The organism is Bradyrhizobium sp. STM 3561 (assembly GCF_045571455.1).
In the GTDB taxonomy this organism is placed as follows: Bacteria; Pseudomonadota; Alphaproteobacteria; order Rhizobiales; family Xanthobacteraceae; genus Bradyrhizobium; species Bradyrhizobium vignae.
Genome location: NZ_CP120695.1, coordinates 6,009,473 through 6,030,000 on the forward strand (window position 1 = coordinate 6,009,473; position 20,528 = coordinate 6,030,000).

The 20,528-nt window shown below is 64.1% G+C and carries 16 protein-coding genes and 2 pseudogenes (1 of these 18 cut by a window edge); 10 read left to right on the forward strand and 8 right to left on the reverse strand.

Annotated features, from left to right (window positions below; translation table 11 throughout):
* Positions 1-39 precede the first annotated feature (39 nt).
* From P6U28_RS28530 to P6U28_RS28555, 6 genes and pseudogenes are all read right to left on the reverse strand, one after another.
* On the reverse strand, positions 40-1,287 hold the full coding sequence (locus P6U28_RS28530) for an acyl-CoA dehydrogenase (protein WP_122400821.1): 1,248 nt from the start codon (positions 1,285-1,287) through the stop codon (positions 40-42).
* 140 nt (positions 1,288-1,427) lie between these two features.
* Positions 1,428-2,555: an acyl-CoA dehydrogenase family protein gene (locus P6U28_RS28535; protein WP_122400820.1), complete on the reverse strand. Its 1,128-nt coding sequence runs from the start codon at positions 2,553-2,555 to the stop codon at positions 1,428-1,430.
* 134 nt (positions 2,556-2,689) lie between these two features.
* Complete coding sequence (locus tag P6U28_RS28540; protein ID WP_129142666.1) at positions 2,690-4,561, reverse strand: AMP-binding protein; 1,872 nt, start codon at positions 4,559-4,561, stop codon at positions 2,690-2,692.
* 43 nt (positions 4,562-4,604) lie between these two features.
* Positions 4,605-5,406 (reverse strand): annotated as a pseudogene (locus P6U28_RS28545) (enoyl-CoA hydratase/isomerase family protein).
* 80 nt (positions 5,407-5,486) lie between these two features.
* Positions 5,487-6,245: an SDR family NAD(P)-dependent oxidoreductase gene (locus tag P6U28_RS28550; RefSeq protein WP_122400817.1), complete on the reverse strand. Its 759-nt coding sequence runs from the start codon at positions 6,243-6,245 to the stop codon at positions 5,487-5,489.
* A gap of 56 nt (positions 6,246-6,301) precedes the next feature.
* The gene (locus P6U28_RS28555) at positions 6,302-6,904 is read right to left on the reverse strand and encodes a TetR family transcriptional regulator (protein WP_122400816.1); all 603 of its coding nucleotides are present in this window, start codon (positions 6,902-6,904) and stop codon (positions 6,302-6,304) included.
* Between the two features lie 207 nt (positions 6,905-7,111).
* Between P6U28_RS28555 and P6U28_RS28560 the strand changes: the two genes are divergently transcribed.
* The 3 genes from P6U28_RS28560 (at position 7,112) to P6U28_RS28570 (ending at position 11,146) form a co-directional block, all read left to right on the forward strand.
* A complete protein-coding gene (locus P6U28_RS28560) occupies positions 7,112-8,284 on the forward strand; it encodes an acetyl-CoA C-acetyltransferase (RefSeq protein WP_122406369.1) in 1,173 nt (390 codons plus the stop codon).
* A gap of 115 nt (positions 8,285-8,399) precedes the next feature.
* The gene (locus P6U28_RS28565; protein ID WP_407120298.1) at positions 8,400-9,944 is read left to right on the forward strand and encodes an acyl-CoA synthetase; all 1,545 of its coding nucleotides are present in this window, start codon (positions 8,400-8,402) and stop codon (positions 9,942-9,944) included.
* Between the two features lie 119 nt (positions 9,945-10,063).
* Positions 10,064-11,146, forward strand: a complete 1,083-nt coding sequence (locus P6U28_RS28570; protein ID WP_407120299.1) for an ISAs1 family transposase — start codon at positions 10,064-10,066, stop codon at positions 11,144-11,146.
* A gap of 31 nt (positions 11,147-11,177) precedes the next feature.
* Here the strand turns inward: P6U28_RS28570 and P6U28_RS28575 are convergent, their stop codons facing one another.
* On the reverse strand, positions 11,178-11,720 hold the full coding sequence (locus tag P6U28_RS28575) for a methylated-DNA--[protein]-cysteine S-methyltransferase (protein WP_122400813.1): 543 nt from the start codon (positions 11,718-11,720) through the stop codon (positions 11,178-11,180).
* A gap of 137 nt (positions 11,721-11,857) precedes the next feature.
* Between P6U28_RS28575 and P6U28_RS28580 the strand changes: the two genes are divergently transcribed.
* From P6U28_RS28580 to P6U28_RS28610, 7 genes are all read left to right on the forward strand, one after another.
* On the forward strand, positions 11,858-12,676 hold the full coding sequence (locus tag P6U28_RS28580) for an alpha/beta fold hydrolase (protein ID WP_122400812.1): 819 nt from the start codon (positions 11,858-11,860) through the stop codon (positions 12,674-12,676).
* 2 nt (positions 12,677-12,678) lie between these two features.
* The gene (locus tag P6U28_RS28585; RefSeq protein WP_122400811.1) at positions 12,679-13,491 is read left to right on the forward strand and encodes an alpha/beta fold hydrolase; all 813 of its coding nucleotides are present in this window, start codon (positions 12,679-12,681) and stop codon (positions 13,489-13,491) included.
* A gap of 11 nt (positions 13,492-13,502) precedes the next feature.
* A complete protein-coding gene (locus P6U28_RS28590) occupies positions 13,503-14,759 on the forward strand; it encodes a M20/M25/M40 family metallo-hydrolase (RefSeq protein WP_122400810.1) in 1,257 nt (418 codons plus the stop codon).
* 217 nt (positions 14,760-14,976) lie between these two features.
* A complete protein-coding gene (locus P6U28_RS28595) occupies positions 14,977-15,654 on the forward strand; it encodes a GntR family transcriptional regulator (RefSeq protein ID WP_122400809.1) in 678 nt (225 codons plus the stop codon).
* 141 nt (positions 15,655-15,795) lie between these two features.
* Positions 15,796-16,596, forward strand: a complete 801-nt coding sequence (locus P6U28_RS28600; protein WP_122400808.1) for a phytanoyl-CoA dioxygenase family protein — start codon at positions 15,796-15,798, stop codon at positions 16,594-16,596.
* Positions 16,597-16,760: 164 nt separating this feature from the next.
* Positions 16,761-18,074, forward strand: a complete 1,314-nt coding sequence (locus tag P6U28_RS28605; protein WP_129146410.1) for an NAD(P)H-dependent oxidoreductase — start codon at positions 16,761-16,763, stop codon at positions 18,072-18,074.
* 181 nt (positions 18,075-18,255) lie between these two features.
* Positions 18,256-19,344 carry a TRAP transporter substrate-binding protein gene (locus P6U28_RS28610; protein ID WP_122400806.1) on the forward strand — a complete coding sequence of 363 codons (1,089 nt, stop codon included), beginning with the start codon at positions 18,256-18,258 and terminating at the stop codon, positions 19,342-19,344.
* Positions 19,345-19,453: 109 nt separating this feature from the next.
* Here P6U28_RS28610 and P6U28_RS28615 read toward each other — a convergent pair.
* Positions 19,454-20,528: pseudogene (locus tag P6U28_RS28615) on the reverse strand (IS481 family transposase) (it continues 94 nt past the right edge of the window).

Consider the following 20,528-nt stretch of genomic DNA (forward strand, 5'->3'; position numbering starts at 1 on the left):
ATTCCGGGTTCGGCTCTTCGAGCCGCCCCGGAATGATGGCTAATTCCTTCCCTTGGTCGGGATCTTGTTGAACGGCACGTCCTTGTCGACACGGATATCACCGGGCAGGCCCAGCACCCGCTCGGCGATGATGTTGCGCATGATCTCGTCGGTGCCGCCTTCGACGCGGGTGCCCGGCGCACGCAGCAGCATGGCTTGGAAGCGGCCCGCGACTTCGGCGTCCTCGGGACCGCTGACGACGCCCGCCGCACCTTGCAGGTCCAGCGCGTAGGTCGCGACATCCTGGATCATCGAGCCCGCAACCAGCTTGCCGATGGAATTTTCCGGCCCCGGCCGCTCGCCCCTCGACAGCGCCGAGATCGCACGCATGCTGGTGTATTTCAGCCCGCTCGCCTTCACCGCCCAGTTCGCGAGCTTCGAGCGCACCGCGCGATCCTCGATCGCAGGCCCGTCGTCAAGCATCAGGCTGGAGCAATATTCGAAGAGCTCGGGGAAACCGGTCGAGACGGCCGCGCCGATCGCGCTGCGCTCGTTCATCAGCGTGGTCAGCGAGACGTTCCAGCCGTCACCGACCTCGCCGAGGCGCTGGTGGTCGGGGATGCGCACATTGGTGAAATAGACCTCGTTGAAATCGGAGGCGCCGCTTGCCTGCTTGATCGGCCTGACCTCGACGCCCGGGCTCTTCATGTCCAGGAAGAACATGGTGAGGCCCTTGTGCTTGGGCACGGTCGGATCGGTGCGGGTGAGCAAGATGCCGTAGTCCGAATAATGCGCGCCCGAGGTCCAGATCTTCTGGCCGTTGATGACCCACTCGTCACCATCCTTCTCGGCGCGCGTGCGCAGACCCGCGACGTCAGAGCCGCCGGCCGGCTCGGAGAACAGCTGACACCAGACGTTCTCGCCGGAGGCCAGCGGCGGCAGATAGGTGCGCTTATGCTCCTCGCGCGCAAACGCCATCATGGTCGGCCCACACATGCCGTGGCCGATGATGAACATGCGGGAGAGCTGGCCGAACGGCCCCTCCTCCTGCTGCCAGATCACGCGCTCGATTGGCGAGGCGCCGCGGCCACCATATTCCTTCGGCCAGTGCAGGCAGGCCCAGCCGGCGTCGGCTTTCTTCTTCTGCCAGGCCTTTGCGACCTCGAGGATGTTCGCGTTCTTCAGCTGCGTGCGACCAAGAGAGGATTGGCGCAGCTCTTCCTCGTACTGCTTCGGCGCGTTCGCGCTGATCCAGGCGCGCGCGGTCGCGCGGAACTCGGCTTCCTGTGGGGTGTCGTCGAAGTTCATGGTGTTTTCTCTCCGTCATTCCGGGTCGCGCGCAGCGCGAACCCGGAATCCCGACGTTATTCACTCATCTCCGGATTCTCAGATGTGCAATTGCACATCATAGTTCCGCCGCTTTGCCGCGCCCCGGAATGACGACATCCTCAAGCCGCATTCTTCTTTCGCATGCGGTCGATCAGCTGATCCTCCCAATAGGACAGGCTGCCGAGCCCCAGCGCCATCGCATTGGCGCGGCGGTAGTACATGTGGCAGTCGAACTCCCAGGTGAAACCCATACCGCCGTGAACCTGGATGTTGTTCTTGGCGCAGTGCTGGAACGCCTGCGTCGCGCTGATGCGCGCGGCGGCGGCGGCTTCCGGCAGTTCGGCCGCATTGGTCGAGAGCGCCCAGGCGCCGTAATAGCTGTTGGAGCGCGCCAGCGTCGCCGAGACGTACATGTCCGCGAGCATGTGCTTCACGGCCTGGAACGAGCCGATCTGCCGGCCGAAGGCAATGCGGTCGAGCGCGTAGTCGCGGCCCATCTCAAGTGCGCGGTCGGCGCCGCCGACTTGCTCGAACGCACACAGCACCGCGGCGCGGTCGAGCACCTGAGTGAGGATACTCCAGCCCTCGCCCGCCGCGCCGAGCAGCTCGGCCTTGCAGTTCGTGAAGGTAATTTCGGCCTGGCTGCGGGTCGGATCGAGATTGGTGAGGTTTTTCACCTCGACGCCACCGGCCTTGAGATCGACCAGGAACAGCGAGATATCGCTCTCGCGCCCGCTCGACCCGGTGCGCGCGGCAACGACCGCAAAATCGGCGATGGCGCCGTCGGCGACCGGCTTCTTGACACCATTGAGCGTGCCATTCGCAGCCATGAGCTTGATGTTCTTCGGCGACGGATTGCCCTTGCCCTCGAACAGTGCCAGCGTGCCGATCGCCTCGCCCGCGGCGATGGCAGGCAGCCATTTCTTCTTCTGCACGTCGCTGCCGGCGATCAACAGCGCCTCGGCAGCGAGGTAGACGGTCGAGGAGAACGGCACCGGCGCGTTGGCACGGCCCATCTCCTCCGCGATCACGCAGAGCTCGAGATGGCCGGCGCCGGCACCGCCGAATTCTTCCGGGATCGCAACGCCAAGAAAGCCCATCTCGGCAAGGCCCTTCCACAGCTCCTTGTCGTAAGGCGCCTTGCCATCAAGCACGACGCGCACCGCTTTGGGCGAGCATTTTTCCGCGAGGAATTTGCGCGCCTGGTCGCGGAGCTGCTTCTGGTCGTCGGAAAAATCGAAGTTCATGGCGGCTTACCTTTTCTTGCTGTCATTCCGGGGCGCGACGCAGTCGCGAACCCGGAATCTGGAGGTCACTCACTCATCTCGAGATTCCGGGTTCGCCGCTACGCGGCGCCCCGGAATGACGAATTCACTCGCACTCATCGCAGCACGATCACGTCTTCATCCGGCCTCTCGGCATAGAGCCGTTCCACCAGCGCGGCGCGGCGTTCGAGGCCGGCGCGCTGGTTGATGTAGCCCTTGTCGGTGAGCTCGTTGCCGTCGATCGAGGGCGGCTCGACCATCAGCATGGCGCGCGCGATGATGCGGCTGCTGGCGCCCTCGCACTCCCGGTTGTGCGCTTCCAGCCCGCGTCTGAAACAGGCGATCACCTCCGGATGCCTTACCGCATCCTCGAAGCTGAGATCGGTATTGCCCACGAGCTGTCGGCAGGCATGAAGGTTCGGCCAGGCCAAGAGGCCGATAAACGGGTGATCCTGCCCCGTGACTAGTGCGTCATGCACCACGGGAGTCGTGGCCGCGATCGCATCTGTGCGGAGCGAGCCGACATGCACGAAAGTGCCGGTGGTGAGCTTGAAGTCCTCCACGACACGGCCGGCGAAGATGATGCCTTGCACCGGATCGGAATCGTCGACGAAAATGCCGGCATCCCCTATGCAATAAAAGCCTTCCTCGTCGAACATCTTCTTCGTCAGCTCGGGCTGGCCGAAATAGCCGGGCGTGACGTTGACGCCGCGCAGGCGCAATTCGTATTTCGAGTCGCACGGCACCATCTTCAATTCGACCCCGGGGAACGGCAGGCCGATCAGACCGACGCGCTCGGTGTCCCAATAAGTGCCGGTCGAGGTCGGCGCAGTCTCGGTCGAGCCCCAGCCGGTGTAGAACACGATGCGCTCACCGGTGGTCTTCACTGCCAGGGCCTGCATACGCTCGTAGAGATCGTCAGGCAGCCGCGCGCCGCCATAGGCCATGATCGAGAGGTTCTTGAAAAAGGAGCGGCACAGCGCGTCGTCCTTCTCCATCGCCGCCGCAAGTGCGGCATAGCCGGCGGGCACGTTGGCGTAGTAGGTCGGCGAGATCTCGCGCAAGTTTCGCAGCGTCTCCTCGAACTGGCCCGGCGTCGGCCTTCCGTCGTCGATATAGAGCGTGCCGCCGTCGACCAGGATTGGATGAAACGCCGCGTTGCCGCCCATGGTGTGATTCCAGGGCATCCAGTCCAGCATGGTCGAGATCGGACCGCTGGGATCGCGCGGCCGCACCTGCATCATCATCGCCGCATTGGCACACATCATCTCCTGGGTGTTGATGACGGCCTTGGGCATGCCGGTCGAGCCCGATGTGAACAGCAGCTTGCCGACAGTCTGCGGCGTGATTTTTGCGATCGACGCCTCGACATCCGCAGTTACAGGCGTTGCCGCGAGCTCGGCAAAGCTGACGCTCTTGATGCCGTCACTGGGCCGCGCGACGTGAATGACGGTGACGCCGGTGAGGTCGAGCGCCTTTAGTGCCTTCTCGAAGATCGGGCCGTCCTGCACCATCACCACGGCCGGCTTGATCAAGTCGAACAGGTATTTCAGCTTGACGTGATCGTGGCTCATCAGCGAGTAGGCCGGCGACACCGGCGCTGCCGGGATGCGCGCCTGCATCGCGGCCTGCGTCATCAGCGCGTGCTCGATCGAATTGCCGGAGAGAATCGCGACCGGACGTCCCGCGAGCTTGAGGTTCAGCAGTCCTTGCGTCAGCGCGTCCACGGTGCGCTTGGCTTCGCCATAAGACACCTTGCGCCATTCGCGGTTGGGGCCGCCGCGCTGTGCCAGCCAAATGCGCTCGGGTGCTTCCTTCGCCCATTTCGCCAGCGAGGCGGGGATGTGCTTTTCGTAAGGCTGCAGCGGAATGCGCGACTTCAGCACCACCGTGCCGTCGCCGCGGCGCTCGACGGCGATGTCGCGCTTGAGCCACTGGACCTTGCGAAAGGCAGGCTTCGTCATCACCGCCGCCGCGCTTCCACTCATTTTGCGTCTCCCGGAATTATTGTCCTTTGCGGATCTTCGTCGTTCAGCGCTTGATATAGACAGGCTTTCGCTTCTCAAGGAAGGCCCTGATGCCTTCCGAAAACTCTTCCGAGCGGCTGCACAGGACCTGGTTGCGATCCTCCATCGCGATCGCAGCTTCCAGCGATCCGGAATCGACGCTCATGTTGAGACATTCCTTGGACAGCCGCAGCCCGACGGGCGAAGCCGACACCATCGCCTCGACATAGGGTTCAGCCGCCGCATCGAGCTGGTCCTCGTCCACGATCTCCGACACCAGCCCGACGGCGAGCGCACGCTCGGCGCCGATGAAGCGTCCGGTCAGGATCAGTTCCGATGCCACGGACACGCCGACCAGACGCGGCAAAAAATAGCTGGTGCCGATGTCGCAACCGCCGAGGCCGAGCTTGATGAAGGCGCAGTTCATCCGGGCCGACTTCGCGGCAATGCGGATGTCGGACGCCAGCGCCAGCGCAAACCCGCCGCCTGCCGCCGCACCTTGGACCAGCGCAAGGATCGGCTGCGGACAGCGCCGCATCAGCATCACGATATCGGCGATGCGGCGTTGCGAATCCAGCGACTCCGTGACGCCGGGCGGCTCAAGCTGCCCGGCACGACGCGCCATCGCGGCCTTTAGATCGAGGCCTGCACAAAAGTTCTTGCCGGCACCCTTCAGCACGACGACGCGCGTATCGCGATTGCGCTGCAGACCCTGGAAGTAGGCGTTGAGCGCATCGATCAGCGCAGGATCGAGCGCGTTCAAGCTGTCAGGACAGCGTCACCCGGTCGACGCCGTCGTCATGTTCGATCAGCAGCGGTTGGGACATGAGGCCTCGCACTTTCTTGCCACACGCAGACCGTCTCCCACCCTCCCCTGGAGGGGTCCCTCCAGGGGAGGGTAAGCGAGTTACCTCGGCGCCATGCGGATGGCACCGTCGAGGCGGATGGTTTCGCCGTTCAGCATCGGATTCTCGACGATGTGCACCGCCAGCATGCCGTATTCGGCGGCATCGCCGAGACGCGACGGATGCGGCACCTGGGCGCCCAAGCTCTTGCGGGCTTCTTCGTTGAGGCCCATCAAAAGCGGCGTGAAGAACAGGCCCGGCGCGATGGTGTTGACGCGGATCTTCTGGCTGGCGAGATCGCGCGCGGCCGGAAGCGTGAGGCCGACGACGCCGCCCTTCGAGGCCGAATAGGCGATCTGGCCGATCTGGCCTTCGTAAGCGGCAACCGAGGCGGTGTTGATGATGACGCCGCGCTCCTCGCCGACCGGCTCGATAGTGACGAGGCGCTCGGCAAACAGCCGGAGGCAGTTGAAGGTGCCGATCAGATTGACGTTGATGATGCGCGCGAACTTTTCGAGCGGGTAGACGCCGTCGCGGCCGACGATGCGCTGGGAGCCGCCGATGCCGGCGCAGTTCATCAGCACGCGGGCGACGCCGTGCGCAGCTTCGGCCTTGGCGATCGCAGCCTTGATCTGCTCCTCGCTGGTGACGTCGGCATGCAGCGCGACGCCCTTCACCTCAGTGGCGACCTTCTCGGCGTTTTCCTTGCTCTGGTCGATCACGCCGATCTTGGCGCCCTTGGCCGCCATGGCGCGGGCGGTCGCGGCACCAAGGCCCGAGCCACCGCCAGTGATGAGAACAGCTACGTCTTTCAACTGCATCTTGAGCTACCTTTCCTTGGGCGTTTCTTCTCTAGACTTGTGAACGTTTGGCCGGACTATCCGGCCGCGGCAGCTTCCTCGGCTTGCGTGAGGATGCCGCCGCAGATCAGCGTTTCCATGTGCTTGATGTATTGCCGGCAGACCTCGTCGGTGACCGGGCCGACGCCGGTCGCGCGGGACATCGCGTGCCGGCCGAAGAACAGGTGATCGCAGGCACCGATCAGGCTGGTGTAGAACAGCACCGGATCGGTCGGGCGGAATTCGCCGCGGCTGACGCCTTCGGCCAGCAGGCGGCGGTGGAAGTCCAAGAGCGGCGCAACGAAGAATTTCGAGACTTCGTCGGCAGAGTTCGCGCTGGTCTCGTGCAAGAGATAGTGGATCAGCCGGTTCATGTAGGGGAACCGGTGATAGGCGCGGATGATGCCGGCGATATGCAGCTTCAGCTTCGCCGTCGACGTGATCGGCTGCGCCAGCAGATATTCGAGATTGGACATCTCGGTCGCGGCATCCCGCGCGAGCAGCGCCAGCAAGAGGCCGTCCTTGTTGCCGAAGTGATATTTGACCAGCGCGGCGTTGGCACCCGACTTCTGCGCAATGTCGGAGAGCGAGATCTCGATCGACGAGCGCTCGATCATCAGCTCGCTGGCGGCCACCAGCAATTTCTCTGCCGTGGAATTTTTCCCGCCGGGGAGCCTGTTCGGTACGCTGGTAGCCACGGAGATCCCTGTTCTCAAGGCAAGAGCGGGCGCAGATAAGCCCAAGCAGCGGCTCACCACAAGAGTTAATTGATCGATTGACTAAACGATATCTCAACCCTTAAATCCGCCCCGACAATCCAATTCAGAACAAACATGGGAGAGACCGAAATGGCCGAGGCTTACATCGTCGCCGCTGCGCGTACCGCGGGCGGGCGCAAGGGGGGCCGCCTCGCCGGCTGGCATCCGGCCGATCTCGCCGCGAAGGTGCTGGACGAGCTGGTCGATCGGACCAAGGTCGATCCGGCCCAGGTCGAGGACGTGATCATGGGCTGCGTGATGCAGGTCGGCGAGCAGTCCAACAACGTCGCGCGCAACGCGGTGATGGCGTCAAAGCTGCCGGAGAGCGTGCCGGGCACCTCGATCGACCGCCAGTGCGGCTCGTCGCAGCAGGCGCTGCACTTCGCCGCGCAGGCCGTGATGTCCGGCACGATGGACGTGGTGATCGCGGCCGGCGTGGAATCGATGACGCGCGTGCCGATGGGCCTGTCGTCTCAGCTGCCCGCCAAGAACGGCTTTGGCAATTACAAGAGCCCGGGCATCGAGAAGAAGTATCCGAACATCGTGTTCAGCCAGTTCACCGGCGCGGAGATGATGGCCGAGAAGTACGGCCTCTCCAAGGATGAGCTCGACGAATACTCATATGGCAGCCATCAGCGCGCGATCGCGGCGACGCAAGCCGGTCATTTCAAGAAGGAGATCGTGCCGCTCGAGATCACCCGCGCCGACGGCAGCAAGGACATCCATCACATCGACGAAGGCATCCGCTTCGACGCCACGATCGAAGGTATCAAGGGCGTCAAGCTGATCGCCGAGAACGGCAAGCTCACCGCAGCCAGCGCCAGCCAGATCTGCGACGGAGCCTCCGGCGTGATGGTGGTGAATGAGAAGGGCCTGAAGCAGCTCGGCGTCAAGCCGCTCGCGCGCATCCACCACATGACCATGATGGGCGGCGATCCCGTCATCATGCTGGATGCGCCGCTGCACGCCACGAAGCGCGCGCTGGAGAAGGCCGGCATGAAGATCGGCGACATCGACCTGTTCGAGGTCAACGAGGCCTTCGCTTCGGTACCGACCGCCTGGCTCAAAACCACCGGTGCAGACCCCGAGCGGCTCAACGTCAACGGCGGCGCCATCGCGCTCGGCCATCCGCTCGGCGGTTCCGGCACCAAGCTGATGACGACGCTGATCCATGCCCTGCACCAGCGTGGCAAGCGCTACGGTCTGCAAACCATGTGCGAAGGCGGCGGCATGGCCAACGTGACGATCGTGGAGCGGCTGTAAGAAAAATAAAGCGAGTAGTGAATGGCGAGTAGCGAATGGTGAGTAGGTGAAGAGCAGTTTGGCCTTCTTCCTATTCGCCATTCGCTACTCGCCATTCGCGTTTTGAGGAAACGCCATGACCCACCCCTCCATCCACGCCCGCACCACGCCCGACAAGATCGCCTATCAGATGGCCGGCACCGGCAAGGCGATCACCTATCGCGAGCTCGACGAGCTCTCGAACCAGGGCGCGCAGCTGTTCCGCTCGCTCGGGCTGAAGGCCGGCGACCACATCGCGCTGTTGATGGAGAACCGCCTCGCCTTCATGGAGCTGTGCTGGGCGGCACAGCGGAGCGGGCTCTATTACACCGCGATCAGCCGCTATCTGAAGCAGGACGAGATCGACTACATCATCGCCGATTGCGGCGCCAAGGTCGTGATCACCACGCCGAAATGCGCCGACCAGATCAAGGGACTGATCAAAGGCGCTCCTAACGAACCGATCTTCTACATGATGGACGAGCCGCTGCCGGGCTTCCGCTCCTACGACAAGGAAGCCGCCGCGCAGCCGATGACGCCGATCGCGGACGAGGTCGCCGGTTACGACATGCTGTATTCGTCGGGCACCACCGGACGTCCGAAGGGAATCAAGAAGGCCTTCGAAGGTAACAGGATCGACGTGCCGAACGCGTTCCTGCGCGTGCTCTGCGCCGACATGTGCGGCATGAACGCCGAGAGCACGTATCTCTCGCCAGCGCCGCTCTATCACGCGGCGCCCCTGCGCTTCAACATGATGGCGGTCGTGCTCGGCGGCACCTCCATCATCATGGAGCACTTTGACGCCGAAGAGTTCCTGAGGCTGGTCGAGAAATACAAGGTCACGCAATCGCAGCTGGTGCCGACCATGTTCGTGCGCATGCTGAAGCTGCCGGACGAGGTGCGCACCAGGTACGACGTCTCCACCCTGAAGGGTGCGATCCACGCCGCCGCGCCCTGCCCCATCGAGGTCAAGGCGAAGATGATCGAATGGTGGGGACCGATCCTGATCGAGTATTACGCGGGATCGGAAGGCAACGGCGTCACGGTCTGCACATCGCGGCAATGGCTGGAGCATCGCGGCAGCGTCGGCCGCGCCGTGGTGGGCAAGATCAAGATTTTGGACGAGAACGACGAGGAGCTGCCGGTCGGCGAGATCGGCACCGTCTATTTCGCCGACGCGCCGGCCTTCACCTATCACAACGACCCCGAGAAGACGAAGAAGGCCTACAATGCCAAGGGCTGGTCGACGCTCGGCGATGTCGGCTATCTCGACAAGGACGGCTTTCTCTATCTCACCGACCGCAAGTCCTACATGATCATCTCCGGCGGGGTGAACATCTATCCGCAGGAGACCGAGGATGTGCTCATCACTCATCCCGACGTCGCCGACGTCGCCGTCTTCGGCGTGCCGAACGAGGAGATGGGCGAAGAGGTCAAGGCGGTGGTGCAGCCGCACGACATGAGCCGCGCCGACAAGACGCTGGAGGCTGAGCTGATCGCGTTCTGTAAGAGCCGCCTCTCTTCCATCAAGTGCCCACGGTCGATCGATTTCGAAGCCGAGCTGCCGCGCACGCCGACCGGCAAGTTGGTGAAGCGGCACCTGCGCGACCGATACTGGCCGAAGGCGGCGGCGAAGATTTGAGGCGCTCTTTCTTACCCTCCCCTGGAGGGTAGGGGAATCGCATATGGTGCTGGCAGGGTGTTGCCAAGCGGTTGGAACTGGATTCTTTGGGTGTCTCTCGATTCCAGAGGGAGACCTGAATGCGCAAGCTCAAGCGCCTGTTTCGATCGCTCAAGGACCCGCGCGCCAGCAACACCCGACATGATCTTGTGGAGATCCTCGTCATCGCCTTGGCGGCGACGCTGGCTGGCGCCAAGACCTGCACCGAGTTCGAGTTCTTTGGCCAAGGCCGCGAGGAGCTGTTGCGGCGCTTCCTGGAGCTCAGGCACGGCATTCCGAGCCACGATACGTTCAGCAACGTCTTCCGTGCGCTGGATCCGAAGGGGCTGGAAGCGGTTTTGCGCAAATTCAGCAAGAGCTTCGGCATCAAGGGGGTGGTCAGCATCGACGGCAAGGCGCTGCGCGGGGCCTACACGCGGGGCCGGCAGGCCACGCCGCTGCATATGGTCAATGTCTGGGCCGCAGGCACTCGCATGGCGCTGGCCCAGAGAAAGGCTCCCAACCGCAACGAGGTTGCCGGGGCTCTCGAAGTCCTCGCCCTGCTCGATCTGGACGGGGCTCTTGTCACCGCCGATGCCTTGCATTGCCGGCCTGACACCGCGCAGGCCATCCGCGACCGGAAGGGGCACTACGTGTTGGCCATCAAGAGCAACCGTGGCCGGCTCTTCAAGGCCGCCAAGACGCTGGTCGACACAGTCCGAAAGCCCGCGCGAGCGAGTCAACGAAGAGCCACCGCCCACGGCCGCGTCGAACACCGACAGGCCATCGTCGCGCCGGCTCCTCAGTTGGCGAAACAATACGACTTCCCCGCTATCGCCGCAGTCGGTCGCATCGACAGTTGGCGCGCCAACTCTGGCAAGGCTGTCAAACACACGGTCCGATACTTCCTCGCCTCGCGCTTGCTGTCGGCCAAAAAGCTGCTCGAGGTCGTGCGTGCCCACTGGAGCATCGAGAACAACCTGCACTGGGTCCTCGACGTCCTGTTCGACGAGGATGCCTGCCGCAGCCGCAAGGATCACGCCGCCGAAAATCTCGCCCTCATCCGCAAGCTGGCCATCAATACCCTGCAGGCAACGCCCGGTCCTGCCCGCATCAGCCACAAAATGCTCCAAGCCAGATGGAATAATGACTTCCTTCTCTCCGCCCTCGCCCATATGCGATAGCCCTACCCTGGAGGGGAGGGTGAAGCGGAGATCAATCGAACAAGCTCGGCGTGTGGTTCACCAGCGCGCCTTCGATCTCGAGCATCTTCAGCTTCGTGACCACGCCGCCATTGGCCGAGAAGCCGCCGGGCTTGTTGCCGGCGGCGAGCACGCGATGGCAGGGCACCACGATCGGGCAGGGGTTGCGACCGAGCGCCTGGCCCACGTCGCGCGACAGCTGGACGCCGCCGAGCTGCTTGGCGATGTCGCCATAGGTGATGGTCTTGCCCGGCGGGACGGTGCGGGCGATGTCATATACGCCGCGGTTGAATTCGGGAACACCGTCGAGGTCGAGCGGGATGTCGGTGAGATCATCCGGCTCGCCGGCGAGCAGTTTGGTCATGCGGTCGATCGCCTGCTGGACCTCCCAGGGCGGCTCGGCCTCGCTGGCATCAGCTTGGCGCTGATGGATGCGGGTCCGGATCTTTTGCTCGCCGCCCATCGGCAATTGTGTGCCGTTGATGCCGCGCGGACCCCAGGCGACGGCGCACAGGCCGATCCGGGTGTCGAACAGGGCAAAATGCTGGTCGGTCATGACTAGGTTCCTGGCTTGCTTCCGTTGCAGGCCCCCCACTTTCATCTCGTGCCAAATCTAGGCTTGGAAATAGTTGCGATCCACCCGGTTTCCGGGAATCTTGCACAGGAGTTCCAATCGACTTCGCGAGCCCCGGAATGCAGAGCCTCCACGTCAACGGTTACGACATGCCCTATCTCGACGTGGGCGAAGACAGAGGCAGGCCGCCGCTGGTCTGCGTTCACGGCTCGCTCAATGATTTTCGCGTCTGGGGCTGCGTGCTTGGGCCGCTGACGCAGCAACATCGGGTGATTGCTGTCAGCCTGCGGCATTTCTTCCCCGAGCGCTGGGACGGCGTTGGTGACACCTATTCGATCGCCCAGCATGTCGACGACGTCATCGCCTTCATCGACAAGCTCGATCTCGGGCCGGTCGATCTGATGGGCCATTCGCGCGGCGGGCATATCTGCTTCCGCGTGGCGCAGCGTCGGCCCGAGCTGCTCCGCCGGCTGATCCTGGCCGAGCCTGGCGGCGAGCTCGATGCCAGCCTCGATCCGGATTACGTCGGCGGCCCCTCGCCGCTGCTGGCGCGCTTCACGGCTTCCGCCGAGAAGATCGCGGCCGGCGATGTCGACGGAGGCCTTGCGGTCTTCGTCGACACGCTGGAAGGCGCCGGCACCTGGCCGCGATTGCCCGCGATGGTGAAGCAGAACCTGCGCGACAACGCCATGACGCTGATCGGCCAGGTCCGCGACAACCGCCCGCCGTTCTCGAAGACGGATGCGCAGTCCATCAAGATGCCGACGCTGTTCATCCTGGGCGCGCGGACCAAGGGCCTGCTGCCGAAGGTGCTGCATGCGCTGGCCGCGCATGTGCCCTACTCCAAGACGGCGATCATTCCGAACGCGACGCATCCGATGTTCGAGCAGGCGCCGCAGAAATATTCCGAAGTGGTACTGGATTTTCTGGCGAGCTGATCATGCAGAGCTTTCGCGTCAACGGTTACGACATGGCCTATCTCGAAGTGGGAGGCGGTCCACCGCTGGTCTGCGTGCATGGCACGCTCGGGGATTTCCGCACCTGGTACTCTGTGCTCGGTCCACTATCGCAAGCACATCGGGTGATCTCGGCCAGCCTGCGGCATTTCTTTCCCGAGCATTGGGATGCCGTCGGCGACGACTACACGATGGCACAGCACGTTGCCGACGTGATCGCCTTCATCGAGCAGGTGAGGCCCGCCCCCGTCGACCTGATGGGACATTCGCGCGGCGGACATATCGCCTTTCGCGTGGCGCAGGCCCGGCCCGATCTGTTGCGCAAGCTGGTACTGGCCGAGCCCGGCGGCGATCTCGACGCATCCCTGCCTGTGCCGGAAGGCACGCCCGCGTACCCGCCGCTGGCGGCGCGCACGGCGCGCTCGGTCGAGATGATCCGCACCAGCGACATCGAGGGCGCGCTGCGGAATTTCTACGAAGGCATCGAAGGTAACGGCTCCTGGCGGCGAGTGCCTGCCGCGGCCAAGCAGCAATTGCGCGACAACGCGCTGACCTTCATCGGTCAGATCAACGAGCAGCGCCGACCCTACACGCTCAGCGATGCGCAGGCCATCAGGACACCGACACTGCTGATCGGCGGCGGCGCCACCGCCGGCAGCCTTTCGGTGATCTGGCGCGTGCTGGCCGCGCATATCGCGGGCGCCGAGACGGCGGTGATTGCGAATGCCGGCCACTGGATGTTCGAGCAGGCGCCGCTGGAGTTCGGCGAGGTAGTGGACAAGTTTCTCGCCGAGTAAAGGAGACCTCGATGACCTTCCGCCGCGTTACCCTGCTCGCTTTGCCACTGCTCGGCCTCGCCATGAGCAGCACGACCACCCTTGCGGCCGCCGACGAGAAGATCAAGGCCGCCGCCGAGCAGGAGAAGGCGCCGCTGATCGAGACGTTGCGCGACATGGTGATGATCGAGAGCGGCAGCAGCGACGTCGAGGGGCTGAAGAAGATGGCCGACTTCACCGAAGGACGCCTGAAGGCACTCGGCGCCACCACCGAACGGCGCAAAACCACGGCGGGTGCCGGCGCCGACATGGTGGTGGCGACGTTCAAGGGTTCGGGCTCGCGAAAACTGATGCTGATCGCGCATATGGACACCGTCTATCAGCGCGGCATCCTCGCAAGCGAGCCGTATCGTGTCGACGGCAACCGCATCTACGGCCCCGGCATCGCCGACGACAAGGGCGGCATCGCCGTCGTGCTGCACGCGCTCAAGATCCTCAAGGAGGCCGGCTGGACTGACTACGCCACGCTCACCGTGGCGTTCAACCCGGACGAGGAAGTCGGATCGATCGGGTCGGGCGAGATCATCGCGGAGCTCGCCGACCAGCACGACGTCGTGCTCTCCTGCGAGCCGACGGCGGCCTCGCCGCCCGCGAAGAACGATTCGCTGCTGCTGGGCGCCAGCGGCACTGCGACCGGCATCATGAAGGTGAGGGGCCGTGCGGCGCATGCCGGCGCGGCACCCGATCGCGGCCGCAACGCGCTGATCGAGCTCTCGCATCAGCTGCTGCAGACGCAGGACGTCGCCAAGTCGATCCCGGGCACCCAGCTCAACTGGACGACGGCGAAGGCCGGCACGGTGCGCAATCAGATTCCGGAAGATGCCGAGGCCGGCGCCGACATCCGCCTCACCATTCCCGACGGCATCGCCAGGCTCCAGGCGGCGCTCGACGAGAAGATCAAGAACCGGCTCGTGCCCGACACTGAAACAACTGTGAAGATCGTGGCGGGCCGCCCGCCCTTCGTCGCCAGTCAGCGCGGCCGTGCGCTGGCCGAGATGGGGCAGGCGATCTATGCCGAGATCGACCGCAAGCTCGATATAGCCGAGATGACCGGCGGCGCCACCGACGCCGGCTACGCCAACCGCAACGGCAAGGCGGTCGTGGTCGAGAGCTTTGGCCTTGCCGGCTTCGGCTATCACGCCCGCGACGAGTTCATCGACACCAACTCGATCGTGCCGCGGCTTTATTTGATGAGCCGAATGCTGATCGAGCAGGGGAAGAAGGAGTAGCTCATGTCCCGGACGCGCTGCAAAGCTTTGGCGTTGCGATGGTGGGCCCATTTTGACGAAAACAACCCCATGCACAGTAGACGGGCATAGTGATATCAATGACTTAGCTGGCCCCTCCAAAGCCGCCGGAGCGAGGCCTCCGGGCTGCATTGACGCCTCTCCTCTCCTGCAGTACCGTCGAATACGGAATTCCGTATTCCATCTTGGAGCTGCCGGCGTGATCCCTCTCGACCCGCTCCCGAACCTGATCGACCAGGTCTATGCGCGGATCCTGGAGGCGATCTCCGACCGCACGCTGCGGCCCGGCCAGCGCATCCGGCAAAACGAGCTTGCCGACAAGCTCGGCGTCTCGCGTCAGCCGGTGTCACATGCGCTGCATCTGTTGCACCGGCAGGGCCTCGTCGCCGAGAGCGGCCGGCGCGGTTTCGAAGTCACCCAGCTCGACCCCGCGCGCATCCGCCAGCTCTACGAGGTGCGCGGCGCCATCGATGCGCTGGCGGCGAGGCTCGCCGCCGCGCGCGCAGCGAGCGATGCGGCGGGACGCGCGCGACTGGAGGCGGCGTTCGCCGCCGGACGTCGCATCGATCGCAACACGTCGCTCGCCGAGCTCATCGTGCTCGATGTCGACTTTCACCGCGCGATCTACCAGCTCGCCGGCAATCCCGTGATCGAGGAGACCATCGCGCCGCAATGGCCGCATATGCGTCGCTCGATGGCGACAGTGCTGTCGGAGCTCGACTATCGCGACAGCGCCTGGGCCGAGCACGCCGATATCGCCGAACATATTCTGCGCGGCGATGCGAAGGCGGCTGAACGCGCCGCGCTGGCGCATGCGCAGACGGCGGGGCGGATGACCGAGGAGAGATTGAGGGCGACGGACGCGGCGGCGGCGTAGCGATTTACACGCACGCCGTCATGCCCGGGCTTGTCCCGGGCATCCACGTTCTTCCGAAGGTGGAGCAAAGACGTGGATGGCCGGGTCAAGCCGGCCATGACGACAGAGAAGACAAACAACAAAAACCAAGGAGGACGACCCATGAAACTTTCCGAGGCGCAATTGGAGTTCTTCCACCGCGAGGGCTGGCTGTTCCTGCCCGAGCTGTTCAGCCAGGAGGAGGTCGACCTGCTCGCGCGCGAGGCGGTCGGCATCTATGACACGAACCGGCCCGAAGTCTGGCGCGAGAAGAGCGGCGCGCCGCGCACGGCCTTTGCCGCGCATCTCTACAACGAGGCGTTCGGAATTCTCGGTGCGCATCCGCGCATGATCGAGCCGGTCGAGCAGGTGTTCGGTGAACCCGTTTACATGCACCAGTTCAAGATCAATGCGAAATCGGCCTTCACCGGCGACGTCTGGCAATGGCACCAGGATTACGGCACCTGGAAGCGCGACGACGGCATGCCTGAGCCGCGTGCGATGAACATCGCGATCTTCCTCGACGAGGTGATGCCCATCAACGGCCCCCTGATGCTGGTGCCGCGCAGCCAGAATGCCGGCGATCTCGAAGCCTCTCATGACCTCGCCACCACCTCCTATCCGCTGTGGACGCTGGACGAGGACACGGTGACGCGCCTCGTCAAGCAGGGCGGCATCGTGGCGCCCACCGGCAAACCAGGCGGCATGCTGATGTTCCACGGCAATCTCGTGCATGGCTCCAGCGGCAACATCACGCCCTACCCGCGCAAGATCGTGTACCTGACACTGAACGCGGTCTCGAACTACATCCGCACTCCCACACGACCGGACTACATCGCGCATCGCGATTTCACACCGATCAAGACGGTGGATGATGATGCGCTGCTGCGGCTTGCTCGTGCGCCGAGGCAGGCGGCGGAGTAGAATGCTCTCGTGCCCCGGACGCAGCGCAGCATCTCTTCGACGATCCGCTGCAGAGCCGGGCCCCACGCCGCGCCGAATTCCCTCGCACTGGGTCCCGGCTCTGCGGAGCAGCGCTGAAGAACCGCTGCACCGCGTCCGGGACACGAGACTCATCGGATGACAACATGAACCTCTTCCGCCTCCTCCAGGCCCGCGCATCCGCCGGCAAGCCCGTCCGTGTCGCGCTGATCGGCGCCGGCAAATTCGGCTCGATGTTTCTGGCGCAGGTGCCGCACACGCCGGGATTGGAGGTGCCCATCATCGTCGACATCGACTGCGATCGCGCGCGCGAGGCCTGCCGCACCGTCGGCTGGGACGCGGAGCGGATCGCCGCGACCGTCTTCACCGATGACGGCGCTCGCGCGATCGCCGGCGGCGCGATGGATGTGGTGGTGGAGGCGACCGGCAATCCCGCCGTCGGCATCAAGCATGCGCGCGCCGCGATCGCGGCGGGCAAGCATATCGTGATGGTGAATGTCGAGGCCGACGTGCTGGCTGGCCCCCTGCTCGCCGAGGAAGCGCGCAAGGCGGGCGTCGTCTATTCGCTCGCCTATGGTGACCAGCCGGCGCTGACGGCGGAGATGGTCGACTGGGCCCGCGCCACCGGCTTCCGCGTCGTCGCCGCCGGCAAGGGGACGAAGTACCTGCCGGCCTACCACGACGTGACGCCCGATGGCGTCTGGCAGCATTACGGCCTGACCGCGGGCGAGGCGCAGTCGGCCGGCATGAACCCGCAGATGTTCAACTCCTTCCTCGATGGGACCAAATCGGCGATCGAGATGGCCGCGATCGCCAATGCCTGCAGCCTCGACGTGCCCGCGGACGGCCTGCTGTTTCCGCCCTGCGGCGTCGACGACCTGCCGCACATCATGCGGCCACGCTCGCGCGGCGGCGTGCTGGAGCGGTCCGGCGTCGTCGAGGTCGTCTCCTCGCTCGAGCGCGACGGCCGGCCGGTGTTTCGCGATCTGCGCTGGGGCGTCTATGTCGTACTGGAGGCGCCGAACGACTACGCCGCCGATTGCTTCCGGCAATATGGCTTGAAGACCGACGCCAGCGGACGTTTCGCCGCCATGTACAAGCCGTATCATCTGATCGGGCTCGAGCTGAATGTCTCGGTGCTGTCGGCCGCGCTGCGGGGCGAGCCGACCGGGCAACCTCACGGCTTCCGCGGCGACGTCGCGGCGGTTGCAAAACGTAACTTGCGCGCTGGGGAGATGCTCGATGGCGAAGGCGGCTACACGGTATGGGGCAAGCTGTTACCGGCAGCCGCGACCCTCAAGACGGGCGCGTTGCCGATCGGGCTCGCACATCGCGTGAAGCTGAAGCATGACATCGCCCATGGCGCGGTGGTGCGCTGGAGCGATGTCGAATTCGACCCGGGCAACGAAACGGTGAAGACACGCAAGGTCATGGAAGCCGCATTCGCAGCGCAGCATTGATCGGCTTCGTCGGCCACACAACAAGAGTGCGCTTGATTTGCAGTTCCCCTTTGGTCATCCTGACCACGATCCGGGAGCACTGAATTTCGGACGACAAGAAACGTCGGCCACCGGCGAAGACCAAAGCGGCGTCAAGACCGCAATCCCTCGTCGAGGACTCGACATCACAGGAGGGAAACGCATGGAACGTCGTAAATTCCTGACGGCAGGCGGACTGGGCCTGGCCGCAACTGCTGTTGCTGCGCCGGCCGTCGCACAATCGATGCCCGAAGTGAAGTGGCGGCTCGCTGCAAGCTGGCCGAAATCTCTCGACACGCTGTATGGCGGTTGCGAGTATTTCTGCAAGCGGGTCGCCGAGATCACCGACAACCGCTTCCAGATTCAGCCGTTCGCCGCGGGCGAGATCGTCCCTGGCCTGCAGGTGCTCGATGCGGTCTCGAACGGCACCGTCGAGATCGGCAATACCGCGCTGTACTACTATTGGGGCAAGAATCCCGCCTTCACCTTCGGCACGGCACTGCCGTTCGGTCTCAACACGCGCCAGCACATCTCCTGGCTGCAATGGGGTGGCGGACAGGATCTCCTCAATGATCTCCTCAAGGAGCACAACGCGATCGGCGTGCCCACCGGCTCCACGGGCGCGCAGATGGGCGGCTGGTTCCGGAAGGAGATCAAGTCGATGGCCGATCTGCAAGGGCTGAAATTCCGCGTCGGCGGCTTCGCCGGCACGATCATCGCGAAGGTCGGCGGCGTGCCACAGCAGATCGCGGGCGGCGACATCTATCCCGCACTGGAGAAGGGCACGATCGATGCGGCCGAATGGGTCGGTCCCTATGATGACGAGAAGCTCGGCTTCGTGAAGGTCGCAAAGTACTATTACTATCCCGGCTGGTGGGAAGGCACCGGGCAAGGCCACAACGTCATGAACCTGGAGAAGTGGAACGCGTTGCCGAAGCACTACCAGGCCGCGGTCGAGAGCGCTTCGCGCGACGCCTTCACCTGGGTGACGGGCAAGTACGATGCCGTCAACCCGCCGGCCTTGAAGCGGCTGCTGGTCGCCGGCGCCATCCTCAAACCGTTCCCACAGGAAGTGCTCGAAGGCTGTTATGGCGCGGCCAACGAGATCTATACCGATCTCGCCAAGAGCAATCGGCATTTCGGCAAGATGTATGCGAGCCTCACCGCGTTTCGCAGCGAGTCGCTGGCCTGGATGCAGGTGGCCGAGCTCAGCTTCGACACATTCATGATGCGGATGCGGACGAGGACTTAGCTGCATCGCTGCAAGTGGCGAAACGACGAAAGCCCCGGAGAGATATCTCCGGGGCTTTTTGTCGGCTAACGTCGGGCCGCCTCAAAGCTGTCATCGTCCGGCTTGATGTTCAGCCCGGGGACATGACCGACGGGTGTTCGGGGACATAGCCGACACATTCTCCGCTCGCCAAGTCGATGATAGCGACTTGGTGGGCGGCAAAGAAGATCCCGTATTGCGCATCGTTTGCCGAGGGGCGGATGGCGAGGCGCTCGCCACGGAAGGCCTGTGGCACTTTCCAAAGACGTCCCTTGAAGCTGACATAGGCTTTGGTCGTGGAGACGCGGCGCACGATCTCATGGCTGTCGTATTCGACCTGTGGCAATCGATCGGGCATTGGTCGCTGGCTGGGCCGATATCGACTGGCCGGGACCTGTTGTCCGAGCGCCTCGTGTGGCCGTTCGAAGTTGTAGACTTCCCGCCAGGCGTCGAAGGCACGCTGCGTCTCTGCGAGATCGCGGAACTGTCGCAGTGCGAACACCTCAGCCGCGAGGGTGCGGTGGAATCGTTCATTCTTGCCGCGGCTTTGCGGGTGATATGGGCGGCTGTGGATGACGGCGACGCCAAGCTTGAGCAGCCACACCGAGAACCGTGTCCATCGCTCGCCGGAAGGATCACCCCAGGGCGAACCATTGTCGACGAAGAAAGCCTCCGGGAGCCCGTAGTGGCGAAAGGTCTTCTCCAAGCGGCTGCGCACGGTATCTGTGCGTTGATCGGCACAGGCCTGCAGGCACAGATCATAGCGGGAGTGGTCATCCACCACCGTCAGAGGATGGCACTGGGTATCATTGCCGAGCCGAACCCAGCCTTTGAAGTCCATCTGCCACAACAGATTGGGGGCCGGCATCTCGAAACGCTGGCTTGCCGTCGGGCCGCCGATCGGAGGCTTGATGCGGCCAGACCGACGCAAGATCTGATGAACTGTTGAGACTGCTGGCGAACGCAAGCCATTGCGCTCCAGGCAGTGAGCTATCTTGCGAGCTCCCCATGCCGGATGGGCATCGCGTACCGCGAGAATACGTGCCTCAAGCTCGCAATCGGTCTGTCCCGGGCTCGCATGCGGTCGGCGCGAGCGGTCGTCGACATTCTGATCCGCTTGCCATCGTGCAAGCCATTTGTAGCCCGTGTCGGGATGGATATTGAAC

Bases quoted from the DNA above. Each gene is read 5' to 3' on its own strand.
- P6U28_RS28530 (WP_122400821.1), bottom strand. From the start codon at position 1,287: ATGAACTTCGACGACACCCCACAGGAAGCCGAGTTCCGCGCGACCGCG.
- P6U28_RS28535 (WP_122400820.1), bottom strand. From the start codon at position 2,555: ATGAACTTCGATTTTTCCGACGACCAGAAGCAGCTCCGCGACCAGGCG.
- P6U28_RS28540 (WP_129142666.1), bottom strand. From the start codon at position 4,561: ATGAGTGGAAGCGCGGCGGCGGTGATGACGAAGCCTGCCTTTCGCAAG.
- P6U28_RS28550 (WP_122400817.1), bottom strand. From the start codon at position 6,245: ATGCAGTTGAAAGACGTAGCTGTTCTCATCACTGGCGGTGGCTCGGGC.
- P6U28_RS28560 (WP_122406369.1), top strand. From the start codon at position 7,112: ATGGCCGAGGCTTACATCGTCGCCGCTGCGCGTACCGCGGGCGGGCGC.
- P6U28_RS28565 (WP_407120298.1), top strand. From the start codon at position 8,400: ATGACCCACCCCTCCATCCACGCCCGCACCACGCCCGACAAGATCGCC.
- P6U28_RS28570 (WP_407120299.1), top strand. From the start codon at position 10,064: ATGCGCAAGCTCAAGCGCCTGTTTCGATCGCTCAAGGACCCGCGCGCC.
- P6U28_RS28575 (WP_122400813.1), bottom strand. From the start codon at position 11,720: ATGACCGACCAGCATTTTGCCCTGTTCGACACCCGGATCGGCCTGTGC.
- P6U28_RS28580 (WP_122400812.1), top strand. From the start codon at position 11,858: ATGCAGAGCCTCCACGTCAACGGTTACGACATGCCCTATCTCGACGTG.
- P6U28_RS28585 (WP_122400811.1), top strand. From the start codon at position 12,679: ATGCAGAGCTTTCGCGTCAACGGTTACGACATGGCCTATCTCGAAGTG.
- P6U28_RS28590 (WP_122400810.1), top strand. From the start codon at position 13,503: ATGACCTTCCGCCGCGTTACCCTGCTCGCTTTGCCACTGCTCGGCCTC.
- P6U28_RS28600 (WP_122400808.1), top strand. From the start codon at position 15,796: ATGAAACTTTCCGAGGCGCAATTGGAGTTCTTCCACCGCGAGGGCTGG.
- P6U28_RS28605 (WP_129146410.1), top strand. From the start codon at position 16,761: ATGAACCTCTTCCGCCTCCTCCAGGCCCGCGCATCCGCCGGCAAGCCC.
- P6U28_RS28610 (WP_122400806.1), top strand. From the start codon at position 18,256: ATGGAACGTCGTAAATTCCTGACGGCAGGCGGACTGGGCCTGGCCGCA.